This is a genomic window from Pseudomonas sp. RC4D1, assembly GCF_018390395.1.
GTDB classification, from domain to species: Bacteria; Pseudomonadota; Gammaproteobacteria; order Pseudomonadales; family Pseudomonadaceae; genus Aquipseudomonas; species Aquipseudomonas danubii.
On the sequence record NZ_JAHBAW010000003.1, the window covers coordinates 858,652 to 882,164 of the forward strand.

The window sequence follows — 23,513 nt, forward strand, 5'->3', positions numbered from 1 at the left end:
GTTTGCGGGAGTTTGTCGGAACAGTGGAATTTGGCGTCAAAAAAGTAGTGGACGCCTGATTTCAAATTGTGTCAGCTTTCTTTCGCCTGCTTAGGGCGAGTGATAGGACGATCTCGCCAGGGATTGTCGCTATCTGACAAAAACTGTTCCATTGATTACAAGGAAGTGTGTTTATGTCGACAATAAAAAAGAGCGCTATTGCATCTGCCGAACAGCAACTCGAGCCATTGGCCGCAGCAAGTTCGGCTTATAACCAGATCAATAGCTTTAGCCACCAATACGATCGTGGCGGCAATCTCACGGTTAACGGCAAGCCTTCGTTCTCAGTCGATCAAGCCGCCACGCAATTGCTGCGTGACGGCGCGGCGTTCAAGGACCTGAACGGTAACGGCAAAATCGATCTGTCCTATACCTTCCTGACCTCGGCCTCCTCGAGCACCATGTACAAGCACGGTATCTCCGGGTTCAGCCAGTTCAGTGCCCAGCAGAAGGCCCAAGCAGTGCTGGCCATGCAATCCTGGGCCGATGTGGCCAATGTCGTGTTTACCGAGAAAGCCTCGGGTGGCGACGCTCGCATGACCTTCGGCAACTACAGTGGTGGCCAGGACGGCGCGGCGGCCTTCGCCTACCTGCCGGGCACCGGTGCCGGTTACGACGGTACCTCCTGGTACCTGATCAACAGCAGCTACACCCAGAACAAGAATCCCGACCTGAACAACTATGGCCGTCAGACCCTGACCCATGAGATCGGTCACACCCTGGGCCTGGCTCACCCTGGCGACTACAACGCAGGCGAAGGCAACCCAAGCTACAAGGACGCCAGCTACGGCCAGGACACGCGTGGCTACAGCATCATGAGCTACTGGAGTGAAAGCAACACCAGCCAGAACTTCAGCAAGGGCGGGGTCGTGGCCTATTCGTCCGGTCCGCTGATGGACGATATCGCGGCCATCCAGAAACTCTACGGGGCCAACTACGGCACCCGTGCCGGCGATACCACCTATGGCTTCAACTCCAACACCGGGCGCGACTTCTACAGCGCCAGTTCGTCTGCCGACAAGCTGGTGTTCTCGGTGTGGGACGGTGGTGGCAACGATACCCTGGACTTCTCCGGGTTCACTCAAAACCAGAAGATCAACCTCAATGAGGCCTCGTTCTCCGACGTTGGCGGCATGGTGGGTAACGTTTCCATTGCTCAGGGCGTGACCGTGGAGAACGCCATCGGCGGTTCGGGCAACGATCTGTTGATCGGCAACAACGCTGCCAACGTGCTCAAGGGAGGTGCCGGCAACGACATCATCTACGGTGGCGGTGGCGCCGATAAGCTCTGGGGCGGTTCGGGTTCGGACACCTTCGTGTTCGGCGCCAGTTCCGACTCCAAACCGGGCGCGGCCGACCAGATCATGGATTTTGTCAGCGGCCTGGACAAGATCGATCTGACCGGTATCACCAAGGGTGCAGGCTTGCACTTCGTCAACGCCTTCACCGGCGCGGTGGGTGACGCCATCCTCACTACCTCCGGGGGCATCAGCACCCTGTCCGTGGACTTCTCCGGGCACGGCGTGGCGGACTTCCTGGTCAGCACCGTTGGCCAGGCAGCCGTCAGTGACATCGTGGCCTGAGTGAAGTAGGCGGAAGGCGGCGCCGATGCGCTGCCTTCCGTTCTTGCATTGGCCCCGGGGCTGAGCGAGTCTACCGGGCGGACGGAGCACCCTATGACCCCACACACCTTGAGTTGCAAGGCGGCCACCTGGCTGCTGGCGACGCTGACGATCTTTTATGGAGCACTCACCATGGCAAGCAGCCTGCGTTTGGCGGACCCCTCGGAACTGGTTGGACACTGGCAGTTGCAGCAACAGAGCGAGCCTGGCGGCGCCTGCGCCCTGGACCTGCTGCAAAACGCAGCCCTGGGAGACGGCGCCGAGTGCCTGTCGAAGTGGATCGGTGAGGCGGCGGTGGGCTGGTTTCCGGAGCCCGACGGTATTGCCATCACGGGACGGGAAGGTTCAAGGATTATCTTTTTCAGTCGACAGAGAGAAGGCCTGTACGAAGCGCGCCTCAAAGGCGACGGTTTGATCGTGTTACAGCGTGCTGGCTAATTAAGGCAGCAGGTTGTTCGTTTAATCTTGGGTGGTTGTGGTTTTAGTTTTACCACTCTTTTAATCGACAGGTTTTTAACCGGATGACTGTTAACTACAGTTGTCTGGTTTGGGTGTGTCTGCAGACTTTGAGACTAAGGGGCACACATCTTTAGTTGCGCCGTATATGAGGTGCTCGCGTTCGGCGCGCAGGGTCGGCTCAGGGAAATGTTGAAGATGCTGAATAATAGTCATCCTGCACCACTGTTCAAGGCATTGGGCGAATACAAGGGCATCCTGATCAGTGTCGGCTGTTTCACCGCGTTGATTAATGTGCTGATGCTGGTGCCCTCCATCTATATGTTGCAAGTCTACGACCGGGTGCTGTCTTCGCAGAATGAGACCACCCTGGTGATGCTGTCGCTGATGGTGGTGGGCTTTTTCCTGTTTATCGGGCTGCTGGAAGTGGTGCGCAGCTTTATCGTCATCCGCATCGGCAGCCAGTTGGAGCGCCGCTTCAACCTGCGGGTGTATCAGGCGGCATTCGAACGCAACCTGGCCCGTGGCGAAGGCCATGCCGGCCAGTCACTGGGCGATTTGACCCATATCCGCCAGTTCCTCACCGGGCCGGCGTTGTTCGCCTTCTTCGATGCCCCCTGGTTTCCCATCTACCTGCTGGTGATCTATGCCTTCAACGTCTGGCTCGGGGTGTTCGCCACGGTGGGCGCGGTGTTGCTGATCGCCCTGGCGTGCCTGAATGAAGCCATGACCAAGAAACCCCTGGCCGAGGCCAGCGGTTTTTCGCAACGCTCCACCCAATTGGCCACCAGCCATTTGCACAATGCCGAGACCATTCAGGCGATGGGCATGCTTGGTGCCTTGCGCAAGCGCTGGTTTGCCGTGCACTCGCGCTTTCTCGGCTTGCAGAACGAGGCCAGCGACACAGGTTCGGTGATCAGTTCCCTGAGCAAGACCCTGCGTCTGTGCCTGCAATCCCTGGTGCTGGGCCTGGGCGCCTTGCTGGTGATCAAGGGCGACATGACCGCGGGGATGATGATCGCCGGGTCGATCCTCATGGGCCGGGTCCTGAGTCCCATCGACCAGTTGATCGCGGTGTGGAAGCAATGGAGTTCGGCCAAGCTGGCCTATGGTCGACTGGACGCGCTGCTGCGCGAGTTCCCACCCAGTGACAGCGCCATGTCGTTGCCGGCGCCCAAGGGCCAGGTGAGTTTCGAGCAGGTCAGCGCCGGGCCTCCCGGACGTCGGGCGGCGACCCTGCAGCAGGTGAGCTTCAGTATCAATGCCGGTGAAGTGCTCGGGGTGCTGGGGGCCTCCGGTTCCGGCAAGTCGACCCTGGCTCGGGTACTGGTGGGCGTCTGGCCGACCCTGGCCGGCACGGTGCGCCTGGACGGCGCCGACATTCATCGCTGGAATCGCGATGAGTTGGGTCCCTACATCGGCTATTTGCCCCAGGACATCGAACTCTTCACCGGCAGCATCGCCGAGAACATCGCACGCTTTCGCCAGGCCGACCCGGAGCAGGTGGTCCAGGCCGCGCAGCTGGCCGGAGTGCACGAGTTGATCCTGCGCCTGCCTCAAGGCTACGACACCGTGCTTGGCGATGACGGCAGCGGCCTGTCCGGGGGCCAGAAGCAGCGGGTGGCCCTGGCCCGGGCCTTGTATGGCAATCCCAGCCTGGTGGTGCTCGACGAACCCAACTCCAACCTCGACACCGTGGGCGAGAGCGCCCTGGCGGCGGCGATTGCCCAGCTCAAGGCCCGGGGGACCAGCGTGGTTCTGGTGACCCATCGCTCGTCGGTGCTGGCCCTGGCCGACAAGCTGCTGGTGCTCAATGAAGGTCGCCTGCAGGCCTTTGGCCCCAGCCAGGAAGTACTCAAGGCGTTGGCCGGTGCCCAGCAGCCCCAGTCACTCCAACCCCAGGAACCGGCCAGACCCGCCGCTGCAGCCGCACCCGGTGGCTTGAGCATGAGCCGCCAGTATCAGGCTCCGACACGGAACAAAGGCGCATGAGCAAGGACAGCAACATGATGATCGAAGAGGGTTACGCGCCGGAACGGGTTGAGCGTGATGCGGGCTTTTTCGCGCGCATGGGCTGGATACTGGCCCTGGTGGGGGCCGGCAGTTTTTTCATCTGGGCTGCGCTGGCTCCACTGGATCAGGGGATTCCCGTGCAAGGCACGGTGGTGGTGTCCGGCAAGCGCAAAGCGGTGCAGTCCATGAGCAGCGGGGTGGTCAGCCGGATTCTGGTGCGCGAGGGCCAAAGCGTGAAGCAGGGCCAGCCGTTGTTCCGCCTGGATCAGACCCAGGTGGCGGCGGACGTGCAGTCGCTGCAGGCCCAGTACCGCATGGCCATGGCCAGCCTGGCGCGCTGGCGCAGTGAGCGCGACAACCTCAAGCAGGTGGACTTCCCGCCGCAACTGAGCAACAGCGACGACCCACGCCTGGCCCTGGTGCTGGAAGGCCAGCGCCAATTGTTCAGCAGCCGCCGTGAGGCGTTCTCCCGCGAGCAGGCGGGCATCCGCGCCAATATCGAAGGCGCCACCGCGCAACTGGCCGGCATGCGCCGGGCGCGCACCGACCTGGGCAGCCAAGCCGAGTCCCTGCGCCAGCAACTGAGCAACCTGCAACCTTTGGCCGACAACGGCTACATCCCGCGCAACCGCTTGTTGGAATACCAGCGCCAGTTGTCCCAGGTGCAACAGGAGCTGGCGCAGAACACCGGTGAAAGCGGGCGCATCGAGCAGGGCATTCTCGAGTCCCGGCTCAAGCTGCAACAGCACAGCGAGGAGTACCAGAAAGAGGTCCGCAGCCAATTGGCCGAAGCCCAGCTCAAGACCCAGACCCTGGAGCAGCAACTGACCTCCGCCGGCTTCGACTTGCAGCACAGCGAAATCATCGCCACTGCCGACGGCATCGCGGTCAACCTTGGGGTACACACCGAAGGCGCCGTGGTGCGCCAGGGTGAAACCCTGCTGGAAATCGTGCCCCAGGGCACGCACCTGGAAGTGGAAGGGCGGTTGCCGGTCAATCTGGTGGACAAGGTCGGCCCCCATCTGCCGGTGGACATCCTGTTCACCGCCTTCAACCAGAGCCGCACGCCACGGGTGCCGGGGGAAGTCAGCCTGATATCCGCCGACCAGATGGTCGACGAGAAGACCGGCATGCCGTACTACGTGCTGCGCAGCAGCGTCAGCGACCAGGCCATGGAGAAGCTCAACGGCCTGGTGATCAAGCCGGGGATGCCGGCGGAGATGTTCGTGCGCACAGGCGAGCGTTCACTGCTCAACTACCTGTTCAAGCCTCTGCTCGACCGGGCCAGCTCTGCATTGACCGAAGAATAAGGATGTCGCGTCGTATGAGTAAGCTTTCCATTCTCGCCGCGGCCTTGTCCTTGCTGGTGTGCCAGGGGGCCCAGGCCATGGGCCCGTTCCAGATCTACGAGCAGGCCCTGCGCAACGATCCAGTGTTTCTCGGCGCCATCAAGGAGCGCGATGCCGGCCTGGAAAACCGCGCCATCGGCCGCGCCGGTCTGCTGCCCAAGGTGGGCTACAGCTACAACAAGGGCCACAACAACTCCAAGGTCACCTACCTGGACACGGTGCGCGGCAGCGTCAGCGAAAAACGCAACTACGACAGCTACGGCTCGTCCCTGACCCTGCAGCAGCCGCTGATCGACTACGAGGCCTACGCCAACTACCGCAAGGGCGTGGCCCAGGCCCTGTTCGCCGACGAGAACTTTCGCGGCAAGAGCCAGGAGTTGCTGGTGCGGGTGCTCAGTTACTACACCAAGGCCCTGTTCGCCCAGGATCAGATCGAGATCGCCCTGGCCAAGAAGAAGGCCTTCGAGCAACAGTTCCAGCAGAACCGGCACATGTTCGAGCAGGGCGAGGGCACCCGTACCGATATCCTCGAGGCCGAGTCGCGCTACGAGCTGGCCACCGCCGAGGAGATCGAGGCCCGGGACGAACAGGACGCGGCCTTGCGTGAACTGGGGGCGCTGATTGGCGTGCCCGACCTCGACGTGCGCGACCTCGACCCCTTGCAGGAAAACTTCCAGTCCTTTGCTCTGAGCCCGGCCAATTACGACACCTGGCATGAGATGGCCCTGAGCAACAACCCGGTGCTGGCCTCCCAGCGGCAACGGGTCGAGGTGGCGCGTTATGAAGTGGAGCGCAACCGCGCCGGGCACCTGCCCAAGCTCAGCGCCTACGCCAGCGTGCGGCAGAACGAATCGGAAAGCGGCAACACCTACAACCAGCGCTACGACACCAACACCATCGGCATCGAAGTCAGCCTGCCGCTGTACGCCGGTGGCGGGGTGTCGGCCTCCACTCGCCAGGCCAGCCGCGCCATGGAGCAGGCCGAATACGAACTGGACGGCAAGACTCGGGAAACCCTGATTGAACTGCGCCGGCAATTCAGTGCCTGTCTATCGGGGGTGAGCAAATTGCGCGCCTACCAGAAGGCCCTGACCTCGGCCGAGGCCCTGGTGGTGTCCACCAGGCAGAGCATTCTTGGCGGTGAGCGGGTCAACCTGGATGCGCTCAATGCCGAGCAGCAGCTCTACACCACCCGACGTGACCTGGCCCAGGCCCGGTATGACTACCTGATGGCCTGGACCAAGTTGCATTACTACGCCGGAACCTTGCGTGAAGAAGATCTGGCCCGGGTCGATGAGGCCTTTGGTCAGCGCACCGGTCCCTGACGGGCCGCAGGATAAAAAGGAGAAACGCACATGAGCATCTTCGACTACAAAAACGCCGTGGGCGGTGCCGGCAAGGCCCAGTACAGCGAGGCCATCACCCTGGCCTTGTATGCAGGCAATCCCACCGGCGAGGCCTTGCCGGGCACGTCCTGGCGACCCATCAGCGCCTCGCAGTTGGGCTATCAGGGCCACGTCAGCGCCCAGGGCACCATTTCCGGCGAGCAGTCTTCGGTCAGCGACGCCCAGGTCGAGATCCTCGGCAAGTACGACGGCGCCGGGCAGTTGCTGTCCATCGGCATCAGCTTTCGCGGCACCGACAGCCTCAAGGACGGCCTCAACGACCTGCAGGCGGCCTTTGTCTCCGGCTTTGCCGACAACTACAGCCGCCTGGCCTTCGACAACCTGCTGGGCAAGGTCGCCGCCTTCGCCGCGGCCCAGGGCCTGAGCGGCAGCGATGTGCTGGTCACCGGGCACAGCCTGGGCGGGTTGGCGGTCAACAGCCTGGCGACCCTGAGCACGGAGCACTGGGGCGGCTTCTTCCAGGACGCCCACTACCTGGCCTTCGCCTCGCCGACCCAGAGCGCCAGCGACAAGGTGCTGAATATCGGTTATGAAAACGACCCGGTGTTCCGTGCCCTGGACGGCACCCACTTCAACGCCTCGTCCCTGGGCACCCACGACAAGCCACAGGAGTCGGCCACCAACAATATCGTCAGCTTTACCGATCACTATTCGTCGTTGTCCGGCAAGCTGGTGCCCCAGAGCATCCTCAACCCCTGGTCCTGGTCGGCCCATAGCGCGGTCGACTACGCCGCGGGGCTCAACCGGGTGATCAATTCGGACTTCTATGACCTGACCAGTCGCGATTCGACGGTGGTGGTTTCCAACCTGTCCGAGGACAAGCGCGACCAGGTCTGGGTCAAGGACCTGAATCTCTACGCCGACCAGCACAGCGGCAGCACCTTCATCATCGGCACCCAGAGCAACGACCTGCTGCACGGCGGCAAGGGCAACGATTACCTCGATGGCGGGGCCGGTGATGACCGTTTCCGCGACGACGGCGGCTACAACATCATCCATGGCGGCTCGGGTCATAACGTTTTGCAGCTGCAGCAGCCGCTGAAGAACTTCTCCATTGCCAATGACGGCGACGGCACTTTGTACGTCCGCGATGCCTACGGCGGCATCAGCATGACCCGGGATATCGGCGCCCTGGTCAGTCACGAGGCCGGGAGCTGGTGGCAACTGCTCGGCAAGGACGTCAGCTACAGCGTGACCGCCGACGGCTTGCAGAACGGCAACCAGTGGACCGCCTACAACCACTCCCTCAATGGCGATGCCTATGGCAATGCCCTGGTGGCCGATATCAATGGCGACTGGCTGTTCGGCCATGGCGGCGACGACCTGCTGAGCAGCGATAAGGCCAACGTGACCTTTGTCGGCGGTGCCGGCAACGACGTCATGTACTCCAGCGGAGGTGGCAGCAACACGTTCCTGTTCAGCGGCAACTTCGGCCTCGACCTGATCCACGGCTACCAGAACAGCGACAAGCTGGTGTTCATGGGCGTGCCCGGCATCGATGCCCATTACGACTACAGCCAGCACCTGTCCCAGAGCGGCAACGACACCTTGCTCAAGGTGGGCGACTACTCGGTGACCCTGGTGGGCATCGGTATGGAGGGGCTCAACGGTTCAGGCATCGTGTTCGCCTGATTCAGCCTCGGCCGGGGGAGCGCAGGATTCGCTCCCCCGGGCTTTGCGGACCTTGAACCCAGAGAGAGTCGGGGTGGCTCCCCTGAAGTCGCCGGCAACATCCTGATCCGTCCTGGATGGACGATCGAACAACAACAAAAAACGAGAAGTCATCAACATGGATGTCAGATGTCATCAGTTCAACAGGCTGGCGGGCACCCTGTGCCTGGCGTTTGCCGCAGGCCTGCCGTTGACGGCCGCCCAACGCCGTTCGGCACACCGGCCAGTGGGGCGTTCCCGCCCCCCCATGCCATCGGCGCTCTGGCGCTAGCCATGGCACCTTTCCCTTATCTGAACAGCCAGCAAGCCCAGCAGGTGCTGCCAAGCCCCGTGCGCCTGTGCTGCTGCCTTGGCGCGCCTGGGGTGTTGGTGAGCGACACAAGGGTGTCGGAGTCAATCTGCAATGGCGTTTCCACGACGTCATTCGAGCGGCGGGCAGGGAGCCTGCCAGGGCCATTTCGCAACACAACTAAGGAAGGTCGTAGTGAAGCAAGTCAAACGCAAGGATGGCGCTGTGCTGGGGCAGGAACGGGGATGGTTGACCCTGGCTCCGGCACTGTTGGGTTGGGTGGCGCTGCTGGGCACGGCCCAGGCGGCGCCCTATGTGGAGAACGGCCGCCGGGGCGACGCCGGCAGCTGGCGCAGCGCCGAGTTCAAGGCCGATTGGGGCCTGGGGGCGATTCATGCCGACAGTGCCTATGCCGCCGGTTACAGCGGCAAGGGCGTCAAGCTGGGGATCTTCGACCAGCCGGTGTATGCCCAGCATCCGGAGTTCGCCAGCCCGGGCAAGGTGCTGACCCTGGTCACCAGCGGCACTCGCCAGTACACCGATCCCTATATTCCGGTGCAGGCCGGCGATGCCTTCGTCTATGACGGCCGACCTTCGGTGGGCTCGGACGGCAAGCTGGGGTCCCACGGCACCCATGTCGGCGGGATCGCCGCCGGCAACCGCGATGGCGGGGCGATGCACGGGGTGGCCTTCGACGCCCAGATCATCAGCGCCGACAACGGCGATCCGGGCCCGGAGGACGGCATCATCCTCGGTAACGATGGCGCGGTGTACAAGGCCGGCTGGGACGGCCTGGTGGCCAGTGGCGCGCGGATCATCAACAACAGCTGGGGCATCGGCATTACCGAGCACTTCAGCCAGGGCGGTCGTGATCCGGCGTTCCCGCACTTCACCCTGGACGATGCCCGGGCGCAGTTCGCGCAGATCCAGCCGTTGCTGGGCAGTTTGCCGGGCGGCGCCTACGACGGGGCGATCGCCGCAGCCCGCAGCGGGGTGCTGACGATTTTCGCCGCCGGCAACGATTACAACCTGAACAACCCCGACGCTATTGCCGGGCTGGCCTACTTCGTGCCGCAGATTGCCCCCAACTGGCTGACCGTGGCGGCGTTGCAGCAGAACCCCGATACCGGCAGCGCCGATCCCTATGTCATCAGTACCTTTTCTTCCCGCTGCGGCTACACCGCGAGCTTCTGCGTATCGGCCCCCGGCACCCGGATCTACAGCTCGGTGATCGGCGGCACCAGCCTGGAGAACATGACCCTGGGCTACGCCAACAAGAACGGCACGTCCATGGCTGCGCCCCATGCGGCTGGCGCCGCGGCGGTGCTGATGGAGCGTTTCCCCTACATGAGCGCGGCGCAGGTGGCCAGCGTCCTGCGCACCACGGCCACCGACCTGGGTGCCCCGGGCATCGATGCCTTGTACGGCTGGGGGATGATCGATCTGGGCAAGGGGATTCGCGGGCCCGGCATGCTGGTGACCGAAGCGGATATCCCTGAGGAGTTCCGTATCCAGGGCGGCTACGGTTCGACCCAGTTCGTCGCTGACCTGCCGGGCTATGGCGCGCTGCTGGATGCCGGCAAGCCGACCCAGCGGCGCTGCAATGACATCAGCTGCGTACTGGATATCTGGAGCAACGACATCAGTGGCCACGGCGGCCTGACCAAGCAGGGCGTCGGCACCCTGGTGCTCAGCGGCGCCAATACCTACGCCGGGCCGACCCTGGTCAATCAGGGGCGGCTGGCGGTCAACGGCTCGCTGCTGTCGGCGGTGACGGTGAACGCTGGTGGCATCCTCGGCGGCACGGGCCGCGTGGGCGCACTGACCGCCAACGCGGGCGCGATTGTGGCCCCGGGCAACTCCATCGGCACCTTGCATGTCAGCTCCGATGTGAACTTCCTCCCGGGTTCGACCTACGCGGTGGAGGTGTCCCCCAGCGGTAGCGACCGGATTGTCAGCGACGGCCAGGCCACCCTCGGCGGAGCCAGCCTGGCCCTGGAGCTGGAAAACCCGGGATTGTCCCTCAATGCGCAACGGGTCCCGAGCCTGGTGGGGCGGCAGCTGGACATCCTGCAGGCCGCCAATGGCGTACAGGGCAGCTTCGGCCCGGTGCTTTCCAACTCGCTGTTTCTGGGGGGCAACCTCAATTACAGCGCCGGCGGTGTTCAGCTGTCGGTGGCGCGCAATGCCACCTCGTTCAGCAGCATCGGCCTGAGCCCCAACCAGCGTTCGGTGGCCGATGCTGCCGAGCAACTGGGGGCGGGCAACCCGGTGTATGAAAGCCTGCTGCTGGCCGCCAGCGCGGCCAGTGCACAACAGGCCTTCGAGCAACTGTCCGGGGAAATTCATCCGGCCGTTGGCAGCCAGTTGCTCAATGACAACCGCTACCTGCGTGACGCGATGGGTGAGCGGCTACGCCAGCAGGGCGGGGACGCGGTGCCTACCGTCGAGGGCGGCGAGCAGGGGCTGTGGCTCAAGACCCTGGGCGCCTGGGGCAAGGCCGACGGCGGCCAGGATCGAGCCGGCTATACCAGCTCCATCGGCGGCCTGCTGGCCGGCTTCGACGGGCAACTGGACCCGAGCACCCGCCTGGGCGTGTTCACCGGCTACAGCGACAGTTCGCTGAGCATGGGCGATGGCCGGCATTCTTCGGCCAGCATCGACAGCTACCACCTGGGTGCCTACGCCGGACGCGAGCTTGCACAACTGCGCCTGAGCCTGGGCGGTTCCTACAGCTGGCACCGCATCGCCACTCGGCGCGAGCTGCAATATGACGAGGTTGCCGATCGCCAGAAGAGCAAGCGTGATGCCCGCAGCCTGCAGCTGTTCGGCGAGGCGGCGTGGCACCTGGATCTGCAGCCCATGGCCCTGGAACCCTTTGCCAGCCTGGCCTATGTGCATGTGGATAGCGAGCGTTTCAAGGAGCACGGCGGCGCCACGGCACTCAAGGGCGATAGCGACAATCGCGAGGCCTGGCTCTCGACCCTGGGCATGCGCGCCGGCAAGCAGTTGCAGTTGTCTTCCGGGCAGACTGTGGAACTGTCCGCTACCCTCGGCTGGCAGCACAATCTGAGCGCCACCGGCGCCGACCAGCATCTGGCGTTTGCCGACGGTGGACAAAGCTACAAGGTGCAGAGCCTGTCACTGGACCGCGATGCGGCGGTCGTCGGTGCACGGGCGGGCATTGCCCTGGGTCGACAGACCCGGGTCAATCTGGATTACAACGGGTTGCTGGGCAGCCGTGACCGGAACCATGGGGTCGGCTTGACCCTGGACTGGACTTTCTAAGACCCAGGCAACGGATGTGCAAGGTGTTGTACAGGTCCTCCAGACCCGGAAACGGGGCCTGCGAGGGCCTGAGCTTTCTCTGACAATTCCAACAATAGAGAGGCAATACCATGGGTGTGTTTGACTACAAGAACTTCACCGCAGCCGACTCCAAAGCGCTGTTTTCCGATGCGCTGGCGATCACGCTGTATTCCTATCACAACCTCGACAACGGCTTTGCCGTGGGTTACCAGCACAACGGCTTCGGCCTTGGCCTGCCGGCGACCCTGATCACCGCGCTGATCGGCAGCAGTGATTCCCAGGGCGTCATCCCCGGCATTCCCTGGAATCCGGATTCGGAGCAGGCCGCTAAAGACGCGTTGCACCAGGCGGGGTGGTCCACCCTCAGTGCCCAGCAACTGGGCTACAGCGGCAAGGTGGATGCCCGGGGCACATTCTTCGGCGAGAAGGACGGCTACGGCACGGCCCAGGTGGAGATCCTCGGCAAGTACGATGCCCAGGGCCACCTGAGTTCCATCGGCATCGCCTTTCGCGGCACCAGCGGCCCCCGGGAATCGGTGATCGGCGACACCATCGGTGATGTCATCAGTGACCTGCTGGCCGCCCTGGGACCCAAGGACTATGCGAAGAACTACGCCGGTGAGGCCTTCGGCAAACTGTTCGCCGATGTGGCGGCTTTTGCCCAGGCCAATGGCCTGTCGGGCAAGGACATCCTGGTCAGTGGCCACAGCCTGGGCGGGCTGGGGGTCAACAGCCTGGCGGACCTGAGCAGCGAACGCTGGTCCGGGTTCTACAAGGATGCCAACTACATCGCCTATGCCTCGCCGACCCAGAGCACCAGCGACAAGGTGTTGAACATCGGTTATGAAAACGACCCGGTGTTCCGCGCCCTGGACGGTTACAACTTCAACCTGTCGTCCCTGGGTGTGCACGACGCCCAGCAGGACTCGGCCACCAACAACATCGTCAACTTCAACGACCATTACGCCTCGACCCTGTGGAACGCGCTGCCGTTCTCGATCCTCAACATCCCCACCTGGATTTCTCACTTGCCCACCGGCTACGGCGATGGCCTGACCCGGGTGCTGCAGTCGCAGTTCTATGACTTCACCAGCAAGGACTCCACCATTGTCGTGGCCAATCTGTCGGACCCGGCCCGGGGTAGCACCTGGGTCCAGGATCTGAACCGCAACGCCGATACCCACAAGGGCAGCACCTTCATCATTGGCAGCGACGGCAACGACCTGATCCAGGGCGGGGGCGGCAACGATTACCTGGAAGGCCGCGACGGCAACGACACCTTCCGCGATGACGGCGGCTACAACATCATCCTCGGCGGCAAGGGCAGCAACACCCTGGACCTGCAGCACTCGGTGAAGGACTACAGCTTCGCCAGCGACGGCGCCGGGACCCTGTACGTGCGCGACGCCAGCGGCGGGATCAGCATGACCCGCGACATCGGCGCCATTCAGAGCAAGGAGCCGGGGTTTCTCTGGGGGCTGTTCAAGGATGATGTGTTCCACCAGGTCACCGACCAGGGGTTGAAGGTGGGCAGCCAACTGACCCAGTACGCGTCTTCGGTGAAGGGCGACGGCGGCGACAACCTGCTCAAGGCCCATGCCGGCGGCGATTGGCTGTTCGGCCTGGACGGCAACGATCACCTGATCGGCGGCAAGGGCAACGATGTCTTCGTCGGTGGCGCCGGCAATGACCTGATGGAGTCGGGTGGGGGCAACAACACCTTCCTGTTCACCGGTCATTTCGGCCAGGACCGCATCCTCGGCTACCAGAGTGGCGACAAGCTGGTGTTCATGGGGGTGAGCGGCGTGCTGCCGGACCAGGACTATCGGGCCCACGCCAGTAGCAGCGGCAATGACACCGTGCTGACCTTCGGCCATGACTCGGTGACCCTGGTGGGCGTCAGCCTCGCGCACCTCAACGGCTCGGGCATCACCCTCGCCTGATGGACCCGCAGCGTGGGGCTCGCAACGGGCTCCGCGCTGACTTGGCAAGAAAATCGTGACCTGTCGGTCTATTGGCGACTCAAATACTTGTAAAACCCAAGCCTGGTCATGCGTTACCCAAGGTATTGAGCAGTAATCGATTCAAGGAAAAGGCAGGAGAGTGTTGACAGTGAGTAATAGCAAGAGGTGTGCGGGCGGACTGGTGCTGGCCCTGTGGGCGCTCATGGCATCGGCTGAAGAGCTGCCTCAGAGCTCGATTCTGAAACGTTACGGAGTAACCCCGGATCAATTGCCGGCCGGCCAGCCGGCGTCAGCCGAGAAAGAGGAGCCAGCACCCAGTCGCTTCAATCTGCAGCCGGAGCAACCCATTGCAAATTTCCGTCTGGGGGACGGCAAGGCGCCAGAAAGCACGGGCAACATCAGTATCGATAACGCCGAAGCCCGGGAGCGGCAGCGCTGCCAGCAAGTGCGTGACGAGATGTCAAAGCGCGGCAAGCCCCTGGGGATTGTCTGCGAGCCGGGGCAGGGACCCTTTCCCTGGTCGCACTGAGGTGCACGGCTGAATCATTGTTCCTGGCGAACGGTGGCCACATCGTCCGCCTTGACCCGGATGGTCTTGCCGGAAATGTCCTGGAATTCGTAGAAGCCATCAGCGGTCTTGGTCTTGGGCTGGTCCCGGGTCAGGTACTGGGTACCGTTCTGCAAGGTCACCACGGTGGGTGAGGCGCAGCCGGTCAGGGCCAGGGCGGCGACACTGGCCAGGAGCAATCCCAGGTTCTTCACATTCATATAGACCTCTTATCGGTAGGGGTATCCGTGTTGCGCCGGACACTATAAGCATGGCCCCTTGGTGTCGTGAACACGACGAAAGTTCGCCTGGGCACTGGAAAAATCTTCTTCCCGCCATTTATCCAATAGTGTTTGCCAGACTGGGGCGTCGGCTGTTATCTGTACGCATAACCAGTACCAGTCCAGCCGTGGCGTCTTCGTTCAGTGACTTCCAATCCCCTCGAGAACCCCTTTTATTACCTGCACAACTTCCAGCAAGTCCTGAACTGGCTGGAGCTGCGCTATGCCGATGTGCTGCGCGATGAAGAGCAGCGTTTCATCACCGATTTCGCGCAGTTGCCCCAGCCATCCCAGGCCTTGCTGGTGCGCATGGTGATGCGCAAGGGGCGGCATTTTCGCCTCGGCAAGTTGCGTTACCCGGAGATCGGCGACAGCGCCCGGGCCCTGCAGCCGTTGCTGGCGTTGGGCTGGGTCGATGAGCAGGCACCCTTGGCCCTGGACGAGTTGTTCGGCCTGTTGCAAAAGGCCGAGATCCTGCAGTGCTTCAGTGACCAGGGGCTGGTGGCCAAGGCCAAGAAGAACCAGTGGCTGGAGACCCTGCAGGCGCTGTACCCGCAACCCCGGGCGTTCGGCCAATGGTGCCCGGCACTGGCGGACCGGCTGCTGAGCCTGACGGTCATGCCGTTGTGCGATCGCCTGCGCTTGATGTTCTTCGGCAATCTCTACCAGGACTGGTCGGAATTCGTGCTGGCGGACCTGGGGATCTACAGCTACGAAAAGGTCGAGATCAGTGCCGATGCCCGTGGCTTGCGCAGCCGTGACGACGTGGACGGCTTCATCTACCTGCACCAGTGTCAGGAAGCCTTCGAGGCCGGGGAGGAGGTGGACGCGGTGCTCGCGCGCATCGCGGCTTTCAGCACCGCCAACCCCTGGCTGGAGAAACGCCGCGGCAAGCTGTTGTTCCAGCTGGGGCAGCATTGCGAGCGGTTGACGGACTGGCGGCAGGCCCGGGAGATCTACCAGCAATGTGCCTACCCCGGTGCTCGCCTGCGGTTGATCCGGGTCCTGGAGCTCAGTGCCGAGTATCAGGCGGCGCTGGCGCTGGCCGAGCAGGCTGCGGCGGCGCCCCAGAGCGCCGCCGAGGCCCAGCAGCTGCTGCGGGTCATGCCCCGGCTGCGGCGCAAGCTGGGTGGCCCGCCAGCGCCTCGGACGGTCAGCCGTGAGGTGGCGCGACTGGACCTGTGCCTGCCCCGTGACGCCGATGGGCTGGCGGTGGAGCTGCATGTCCAGGCCCATCTGCAGCAGCCCCAGGCGCCGGTGCACTACGTGGAAAACAGCCTGATCAATTCGCTGTTCGGGTTGCTGTGCTGGCCGGCGATCTTCGCCCCCTTGCCCGGGGCGTTCTTCCACCCGTTCCAGCGCGGGCCGGTGGATCTGCTGAGCGAGGACTTTCATCAGCGGCGCAGCGATCTGTTCCAGGCCTGCCTGGAGGAGCTGGACGATGGTCGCTACCGGGACAGCATCCGCCAGCGGTTTGTCGACAAGTGGGGCCTGCAGTCGCCCTTCGTGTTCTGGGGGGCCTTGACCGAGGAGTTGCTGGAGCAGGCCCTCGACTGCCTGCCGGCCGAGCACCTGAAACACTGGTTTGAGCGCCTGTTGCTGGATATCAAGGCCAACCGGGCCGGTATGCCGGACCTGATCCAGTTCTGGCCCGAGGCCAGGACCTACCGGATGATCGAGGTCAAGGGTCCGGGCGACCGCCTGCAGGACAACCAGCTGCGCTGGCTGGACTTCTGCCAGGAGCACCGGATGCCGGTGGCGGTGTGCTATGTGCAATGGCAGGACCTGTCGACGTGAGTTACCGCATTGCGGTGCGCGCCTTGTGCGAGTTCAGCGCCAAGAGCGGCGACCTGGATCTGCGTTTCACCCCATCGCCTACCGCCCTGGAGGGAATAGTCGGGCACCGCACCGTGGCATCCCGGCGCAATCCCGGCTACCAGAGCGAAGTGGCCCTGGAGGGTCAATACGGCGAGTTGCTGGTCAAGGGCCGGGCGGACGGTTATGACCCGGCGCAGAACCTCCTGGAGGAGATCAAGACCTATCGGGGCGACCTGGCGCGCATGCCCGACAACCACCGGCAACTGCACTGGGCCCAGGCCAAGGTCTATGGCTGGCTTTTGTGCCAGAGCCTGCAACTGCCGAGTATCCGGGTCTCGCTGGTGTATTTCGACATCCTCAGCGAGCAGGAAACCGCCCTGGTGGAGGAGCACAGTGCCGAGGCATTGCAGGAGTTCTTCAATCGGCAGTGCGCGGTGTTCCTGGAGTGGGCGCAGCAGGAAATGCGCCACCGCGAGGCCCGGGACCAGGCCACTGGGGCCCTGGTTTTTCCCCATGGCGAGTTCCGCCCTGGCCAGCGGCACCTGGCGGAATCGGTGTACAAGGCGGTCAGCACTGGCCGTTGCCTGCTGGCCCAGGCGCCCACCGGTATCGGCAAGACCCTGGGCACGATCTTTCCCATGCTCAAGGCCATGGCCCCGCAGCAACTGGACAAGCTGCTGTTTCTCACCGCCAAGACCCCGGGGCGGCAATTGGCGCTGGATGCGGCCCGGGTGCTGTTCGCCAGCCAGTCCCAACTGCCGTTGCGGGTCCTGGAGCTGGTGGCCCGGGACAAGGCCTGCGAACACCTGGACAAGGCTTGCCACGGCGAGTCCTGTCCGCTGGCCAAGGGGTTCTACCAGCGCCTGCCCGCGGCGCGTCAGGCGGCCAGCCAGGTGCCGATGCTGGATCGCCAGGCGCTGCGCGAGGTGGCCCTGGCGCATCAGGTCTGTCCTTACTACCTGAGTCAGGAGATGGCCCGCTGGAGCGATCTGGTGGTGGCCGACTACAACTATTATTTCGATTTCAGCGCCTTGCTGTTCGGCCTGGCCCAGGCCAATCAATGGCAAGTGGCGGTGCTGGTGGACGAGGCCCATAACCTGGTGGAGCGCGGGCGTGGCATGTACAGCGCCAGCCTGGATCAACAAACGCTGGCCAGCGTGCGCAGCACTGCGCCCCAGGCGCTGAAAAGTTCGTTGCAACGGCTCAACCGCGAATGGAACGCCTTGCACAAGGAACAGCTCGCGCCATACCAGGCCTATGACCAACTCCCGACGGCCTTGCTCAGGGCGCTGGCCTTGTGTGTCGCGGCCCTGGGGGACTACTTCAACGAGCAGCCTCAGGGCCTGGACGTTGGTTTGCAGGGGCTGTATTTCGAACTGCTGCAATTTGCCCGGGTGGCGGAGCTGTTCGATGAACAGCAGTTCATCTTCGATATCAGCAAGCGCTCCCTGAGTGCCAGGCGCAGCCTGTCGCGGCTGAGCCTGCGCAACGTGGTGCCGGCGCCGCTACTCGGGCCGCGACTGACGGCGGCCCGCAGTACGGTGCTGTTTTCCGCCACCCTCAACCCGCAGCATTACTACCGCGACCTGCTGGGATTGCCCCAGACCACGGTGTGGCTGGACGTGGAGTCGCCGTTTGCCGCCGCGCAACTGGACGTGCATATCGTCAGCCGCATCTCCACCCGCTATGTGCATCGACAGGCGTCCCTGGCGCCCATCGTCGAACTGTTGGCCCAGCAGTTCGCTGCGCGGCCGGGCAACTACCTGGCGTTCTTCAGCAGCTTTGATTACCTGCAGCAAGTGGCCGAGCTGTTGGCTCGCGAGCACCCGCAGATTCCCCTGTGGTTGCAGTCCAGGGGCATGGATGAAGCGTCGCGTCTGGGCTTTCTCCAGCAGTTTCGTGCAGAGGGGCAGGGCATCGGGTTCGCCGTGCTCGGCGGGGCTTTCGGCGAGGGCATCGACTTGCCGGGCTCAAAACTCATTGGCGCCTTTGTCGCCACCCTCGGGCTGCCTCAGCTCAACCCGTTGAACGAGCAGATGAAACAACGCATGGCCCGGCTGTTCGGCTCCGGGTACGACTACACCTACCTCTATCCCGGACTGCAGAAAGTGGTGCAAGCGGCAGGGCGGGTGATTCGCAGCCAGGCCGATCGGGGCGTGTTGATGTTGATCGACGATCGCTTTGCCGAGCCCAGGGTGCGGCAGTTGTTGCCAAGCTGGTGGGCCGTGGACGCCCAAGACCCGGCGTCGGCTGGTGAGATTTCGAGGTGATAGCGCGGAGCTGAAGCCGCTTGCCCCCGGCGTTTGTGCGCCGGGGGCGAGGGTCACTGGCCCTGGCGGACCCGGACGAAGCGCCGCAGGGTCTGGCCTGGCCCGGTGCTGAAGCGGGTTGGCCGGGGTTGGCCTTCATCGGCGGCGATGAACACGAAGTCGTCCTCAGTCAGCTCATAGCTGGCGGGCAAGGGCTTGCCCGCATCCGCGCCGATGGAGTCGATCCAGGTGATCGACTTGGGGGTGGTGCTGCTGTCGAGGGTGAAGCTTCCGGCCAGCAGCACGTCTCCCGCCACCGTCAGCACGCGAAACTGATCACCTTCGATCAGGGTCAGGGCTCCGGGCGCACTGTGCTCGTCCGGCGGGTTCAGCACGCCGCTGTCCTCCATTGAGATTTGCTCCCAGGCTCCCTGCAGGCGTTGAAGTTCCAGCGAGTCGTTGCTCCTGGTTGATGATGCAGTATCCATTGTCGATCAATTCCTTGTGGGGGCGTTCAGTTGAAGATATTGCGGCCTATGCAGTAGGTCAGCAGGTCCTGGTCGCTCTGTACCTCCAGCTTGCGCATGGCGGAGATCTTCTGGGCACTGATGGTCTTGGAGCTGCGGTTCTGGCTGCGGGCGATGTCGCTGACGCTTTTGCCGGACACGAACAGGCGGAGGATTTCGAACTCCTTGGGCGACAGGGTGGAGATGCGCTCATCGATCGCCACATTGGATTCCATCACCGAGTTGGAAGCCGGCTCCAGACTGCGGTAGACGCCTTTTTGCGCGATGGCCTTGAGGGCGGTCTGGATCTCTTCGTGCAGCTGGCTTTTCTGGATGACCCCAACCACGCCCAACTCGTGCAGGCGGGTGAGGATCAGTTGGTTGGAAATCATGGTGAGGATCAGGATCTGCAGGTGCGGAAAGTTACGCTTGAGGTATTCCACCAGCTTCAGGCCATCACCGTAGGGTGAGTCTCCAGGCATGTTGTAGTCGGTGATCACGATGTCCACCTGTTTGGCTTCCAATTGCTGGATCAGGCCTTTGGAACACACCGCTTCACCGACGATTTCGAAACGTTCGTCGCGCTCCATCAACTCGCGTACGCCCAGCAAGACAATAGGGTGATCGTCAGCAATGACTACTTTCAGTTTTTCCATGGCAAACACACCCGTGTAATACGCAAATGAGTAAAGAAACATGAGACTGACGGTACATTAAACCCTGCCACCCATTATTCAAGGGGCAACAGGAGTTCCGACAAGTGCTGCATCAGTTGCCTGACTTGAGCTACCAGTGTCGGGCTCAGGGTGTTTTCCAGTAATTGGCACTCCAGTTCGGCGCAGGCCCTGGCCAGCGCCCCGGCCTGCACCGCCCCCATGGCCCCGGCAATACTGTGCAGACGCTCGGCCGCCGCCTTGCCGGAGCCGGTTTCCAGGGCTTTGGCCAGCCGTTGCAGGTCATCGTGCATGGTGCTGAGAAACAGCGGTCGCATCCGCTCCGAGACCTGAATACGGTCTCTGACGGGGTGGGGTGACACGGGCCGGTTTTCGCTTTGCAACCCAGGTCTGGCGGCGAGCGGGGCGCTTTTGCCGGGCACCTGGCAGAGTTTCGACAATTGCCCCCGCAGGGTCTGCAGGCTCATGGGCTTGACGATCCAGCTGTTCATTCCGGTAGCCAGGCAACGGCGGCCTTCCTCGCGCAAGGCATTGGCAGTGACGCCGATGATCGGCAGTTCCGGCTCCCTCAGACGCAACTCTCTGGCCAGGTCGTAGCCGTTCATGACCGGCATGTTGACGTCGGTCAAGGCGATGTCGAACCGTTGCGGCAGCCACTGTTCCAGGGCTTGCTCACCATTGGCCGCCAGGGTTACCTGGCAACCCAGGGCCTCCAGCTGCTCCTTGATGATGGCCTGGTTGATGGGGTTGTCTTCCGCCACCAGGATGTTCAGGTTCAGGCATTGCAAGGTGTCGGGTTCGCGCTGTGCCAGATGCAGCGGCTGTCCCTGGCGGGCCAGCGCTGCGGCCTGGGCGATGGCACGAATGTCGTGGGCGTCGACCTCCCAGTGCGCCGGCTGCAAGCTGCTGCTGTGCCAACGACCGCTGGAACTGGCACTGACGCAGGGGCCGGGCCAGGTGGGCTGGGCGTCCCGGGGCAGCATGTCGATCAGGACGCTGCTCTGGGGGTTGTCATCCCAGCTGGTGGGCAGCGGATAGGCCTGGACCCCCAGGCGGTTGAGCCAGTCGCACGTGCTTTTCATCAGTTCCGGCACCGGTGCGCGGACATACACAGGTGGTCCTTCGGGCAGTGGCTCGGCTCCCGACAAGGTCCCCGGCAGGCGTTGCAGGGTCAGGCGCAGGGAAAAGCTGCTGCCCAGCCCTGGCTCGCTGATGACCTGCATCTGCCCACCCATCATGTCGCTCAGGCGCTGGCAGATCGTCAGACCCAGCCCGGCCCCGGCTTCGCTGGAAGCGTCGCGGACCTGATAGAAGGGGTCGAACAACTGGGGTTGCTGCAAGGGCGAGATGCCAATCCCGGTATCGGTGACTTGCCATTCGATGCTGGCCTGGCGCACGTCCTGCTCCAGCACCCGGACGCGCAGTACCACCCGGCCGCAATCGGTGAACTTGATCGCATTGCTCAGCAGGTTGCTGAGAATCTGCTGGATACGGTTGGCGTCCCCCAGCATCAGGTCCGGCAGGCTCGGGTCGATGCAGGCGTAGAACAGCAGCCCGCGGCGTTCGGCAAAGGCGGCGTAGGCGTGCAAGGCATCTTCTACCAAGTCCAGGGGGCAGAACGCCTCCGGGTCGATGCTCATCTGCCCGGATTCGATCTTGGAGACGTCGAGAACGTCGCTGATCAGTTGGAACAAGGTGCTGGAGGAGCGCTGGATGGTTTGCAGGTAATCGCTCTGGCGCGGATCCAGTTGGGTCAGGCCCAGCAGTTCAAGGGTGCCGAGCATGCCATAGAGCGGGGTACGGATCTCGTGGCTCATGGTGGCGAGGAACAGGGTCTTGGCTTCGTTGGCCGCGTCCGCCGAACGTCTGGCCTGTTCCAGTACCTGGGCGTCCTCGACATGCTGGGTGACGTCGTTGAAGGTGCAGAGCAGCACCTCCTGGCCCTGGTAGCGGGTCGAGACCAGGCCAACCTGCAAATGGCGTCCGTCGACATCGAGACTGGTCTCGTCGTTGTCCATCAAACGCTGGTCCTGCTGCAGCAGGGCCAGCAGTTTTGTCGTGCCTTGCCATTGTTCGGCCTGACGATTTTCCAGCAGCACTTTGAAGTCTTCCCGACGCACCACACACAGGCCCGTGGGCGCGGTGTCGAGTACCACCCGGCTGAAGGCTTCACTCTCGGCAATGCTCTGGTGCGCCAGTTGCGCCGGCGTCACTACCTTGTTGCGATACCAGCGACTGGCGGCCCAGCCGCTGAAGAAGGCGCCCAGGGCCAGGGTCAGCAGGCCTGCCAGGGTCCACAGGGCGTAGCCGAAGTAGCTCTTGTAGCTGATGCTGTAGATCCCGGTCCAGAGCGCCGGGGTGTGGCTCGTCACCTTGAAGACCATCCCTTGCCAGCCGAAGTTGAGGCCCTCGTGCAGGGCGTCGGCACGGACGTGGGAGCCGGTGAGGATGCTGCCGGAAGGTTCGATCAGGGTGAAGTCGTCATAGATCGACCAGTTCATGAGGCGCTCGATGTTATTGACATCGTCCAGGTTCAGCAGCGAGGCGACCACCATCGACTCGTGCGTGCCCTGGGTGCGCAACTGTTGCGGCCCTGCATGCAGGCTGATGTAGGCCAGCAGCTTGGGGGAAACCTGCGCCGAGGCCGGAACATTGTATGTTTCCCAGTAGACCTGATTGTTCGGAAGGTCGTTGTTCTTCACTGCCAGGTGCCGCAGGACCCTATCCACCACGCCGCTGTAGGGCATGTCGCTGTTCCAGGGAGTGCCGCGGGAGTGCCGCGCTGCGGGTACGCTGATGTCGAAGTTGCCGAAGGTGTTGAAGAGTAAGGTGCGTGGTGCTTGATAGTGCGAGGTGGACCAGAAGGCACCGTAGAACGTCGACAGGTGCATGCCCAGGGCGAACACCTTGGGCAGCTCGCTGGCGGCCAGTTGCTGGTGATTGAAGTTCAGGCTGAAAGGCGTCGAATAGGGCGCTTGTTGCCCTTCGTAAGCGGTTTCTCCCTCGCTGGGCAGGGGCTGCTGCAGATACTGCGCAGTGGGTTCGTCGGCCAGCAATGCCTGTATGGACGGGTGGCTGGCCAGGCGCCGGAGGAACAGCTCTTGTTCCTGGATGTTTTCCATCAGTCCGGTGAAATGCAGCTTTACCGTGCTGTCCTGTTCATTGATCAGGCGTTGGGCGGCCCAGTAGAGAAGGGTGAACAGCAGCAGCGCCAGGCCCGCGAGAATCAACAGACCCTTGTTCAACCGGATCGAGCTTCGACTGAGACTCTCCAGGAAGGTGTCGCGGTATTTCATCACTGAATTCCCAAATGCATATAA

The 23,513-nt window shown here is 63.2% G+C and carries 15 protein-coding genes; 11 read left to right on the plus strand and 4 right to left on the minus strand.

Annotation, left to right across the window (positions count from 1 at the left end; genetic code table 11):
* Positions 1 to 173 precede the first annotated feature (173 nt).
* The 9 genes from KHO49_RS28850 (at position 174) to KHO49_RS28890 (ending at position 14,647) form a co-directional block, all read left to right on the plus strand.
* The gene (locus KHO49_RS28850) at positions 174 to 1,622 is read left to right on the plus strand and encodes a serralysin family metalloprotease (RefSeq protein ID WP_102879448.1); all 1,449 of its coding nucleotides are present in this window, start codon (positions 174 to 176) and stop codon (positions 1,620 to 1,622) included.
* A gap of 93 nt (positions 1,623 to 1,715) precedes the next feature.
* Complete coding sequence (locus tag KHO49_RS28855) at positions 1,716 to 2,099, plus strand: AprI/Inh family metalloprotease inhibitor (RefSeq protein ID WP_102879447.1); 384 nt, start codon at positions 1,716 to 1,718, stop codon at positions 2,097 to 2,099.
* Positions 2,100 to 2,315: 216 nt separating this feature from the next.
* Positions 2,316 to 4,109: a type I secretion system permease/ATPase gene (locus KHO49_RS28860; protein ID WP_110651812.1), complete on the plus strand. Its 1,794-nt coding sequence runs from the start codon at positions 2,316 to 2,318 to the stop codon at positions 4,107 to 4,109.
* Positions 4,110 to 4,123: 14 nt separating this feature from the next.
* Positions 4,124 to 5,440 carry an HlyD family type I secretion periplasmic adaptor subunit gene (locus KHO49_RS28865; protein WP_372819941.1) on the plus strand — a complete coding sequence of 439 codons (1,317 nt, stop codon included), beginning with the start codon at positions 4,124 to 4,126 and terminating at the stop codon, positions 5,438 to 5,440.
* A 14-nt stretch (positions 5,441 to 5,454) separates the two neighbouring features.
* Positions 5,455 to 6,804, plus strand: coding sequence for a TolC family outer membrane protein (locus KHO49_RS28870; protein ID WP_372342519.1), 1,350 nt, complete (start codon positions 5,455 to 5,457; stop codon positions 6,802 to 6,804).
* A 30-nt stretch (positions 6,805 to 6,834) separates the two neighbouring features.
* The gene (locus tag KHO49_RS28875) at positions 6,835 to 8,517 is read left to right on the plus strand and encodes a polyurethane esterase (RefSeq protein WP_213666314.1); all 1,683 of its coding nucleotides are present in this window, start codon (positions 6,835 to 6,837) and stop codon (positions 8,515 to 8,517) included.
* 523 nt (positions 8,518 to 9,040) lie between these two features.
* Positions 9,041 to 12,133: an autotransporter domain-containing protein gene (locus KHO49_RS28880; protein WP_349628998.1), complete on the plus strand. Its 3,093-nt coding sequence runs from the start codon at positions 9,041 to 9,043 to the stop codon at positions 12,131 to 12,133.
* A gap of 110 nt (positions 12,134 to 12,243) precedes the next feature.
* Positions 12,244 to 14,097: a polyurethane esterase gene (locus KHO49_RS28885; RefSeq protein ID WP_213666316.1), complete on the plus strand. Its 1,854-nt coding sequence runs from the start codon at positions 12,244 to 12,246 to the stop codon at positions 14,095 to 14,097.
* Between the two features lie 169 nt (positions 14,098 to 14,266).
* The gene (locus KHO49_RS28890) at positions 14,267 to 14,647 is read left to right on the plus strand and encodes a hypothetical protein (protein ID WP_170003823.1); all 381 of its coding nucleotides are present in this window, start codon (positions 14,267 to 14,269) and stop codon (positions 14,645 to 14,647) included.
* A gap of 14 nt (positions 14,648 to 14,661) precedes the next feature.
* On the opposite strand, the gene KHO49_RS28895 is transcribed toward KHO49_RS28890, so the two are convergent.
* Positions 14,662 to 14,886, minus strand: coding sequence for a YgdI/YgdR family lipoprotein (locus KHO49_RS28895; protein ID WP_102865128.1), 225 nt, complete (start codon positions 14,884 to 14,886; stop codon positions 14,662 to 14,664).
* Positions 14,887 to 15,090: 204 nt separating this feature from the next.
* Between KHO49_RS28895 and KHO49_RS28900 the strand changes: the two genes are divergently transcribed.
* Both KHO49_RS28900 and KHO49_RS28905 read left to right on the plus strand, forming a co-directional pair.
* The gene (locus KHO49_RS28900) at positions 15,091 to 16,743 is read left to right on the plus strand and encodes a VRR-NUC domain-containing protein (RefSeq protein ID WP_102865127.1); all 1,653 of its coding nucleotides are present in this window, start codon (positions 15,091 to 15,093) and stop codon (positions 16,741 to 16,743) included.
* Complete coding sequence (locus tag KHO49_RS28905; protein ID WP_110595618.1) at positions 16,740 to 19,034, plus strand: ATP-dependent DNA helicase; 2,295 nt, start codon at positions 16,740 to 16,742, stop codon at positions 19,032 to 19,034. The genes KHO49_RS28900 and KHO49_RS28905 overlap by 4 nt, the downstream gene beginning before the upstream one ends.
* A 53-nt stretch (positions 19,035 to 19,087) precedes the next feature.
* Here the strand turns inward: KHO49_RS28905 and KHO49_RS28910 are convergent, their stop codons facing one another.
* The 3 genes from KHO49_RS28910 to KHO49_RS28920 form a co-directional block, all read right to left on the minus strand.
* Complete coding sequence (locus tag KHO49_RS28910) at positions 19,088 to 19,501, minus strand: TIGR03067 domain-containing protein (protein ID WP_170003819.1); 414 nt, start codon at positions 19,499 to 19,501, stop codon at positions 19,088 to 19,090.
* Between the two features lie 26 nt (positions 19,502 to 19,527).
* On the minus strand, positions 19,528 to 20,175 hold the full coding sequence (locus KHO49_RS28915) for a response regulator (RefSeq protein WP_102865251.1): 648 nt from the start codon (positions 20,173 to 20,175) through the stop codon (positions 19,528 to 19,530).
* A gap of 74 nt (positions 20,176 to 20,249) precedes the next feature.
* Positions 20,250 to 23,489, minus strand: a complete 3,240-nt coding sequence (locus KHO49_RS28920) for a hybrid sensor histidine kinase/response regulator (protein ID WP_213666317.1) — start codon at positions 23,487 to 23,489, stop codon at positions 20,250 to 20,252.
* Positions 23,490 to 23,513: the final 24 nt, after the last annotated feature.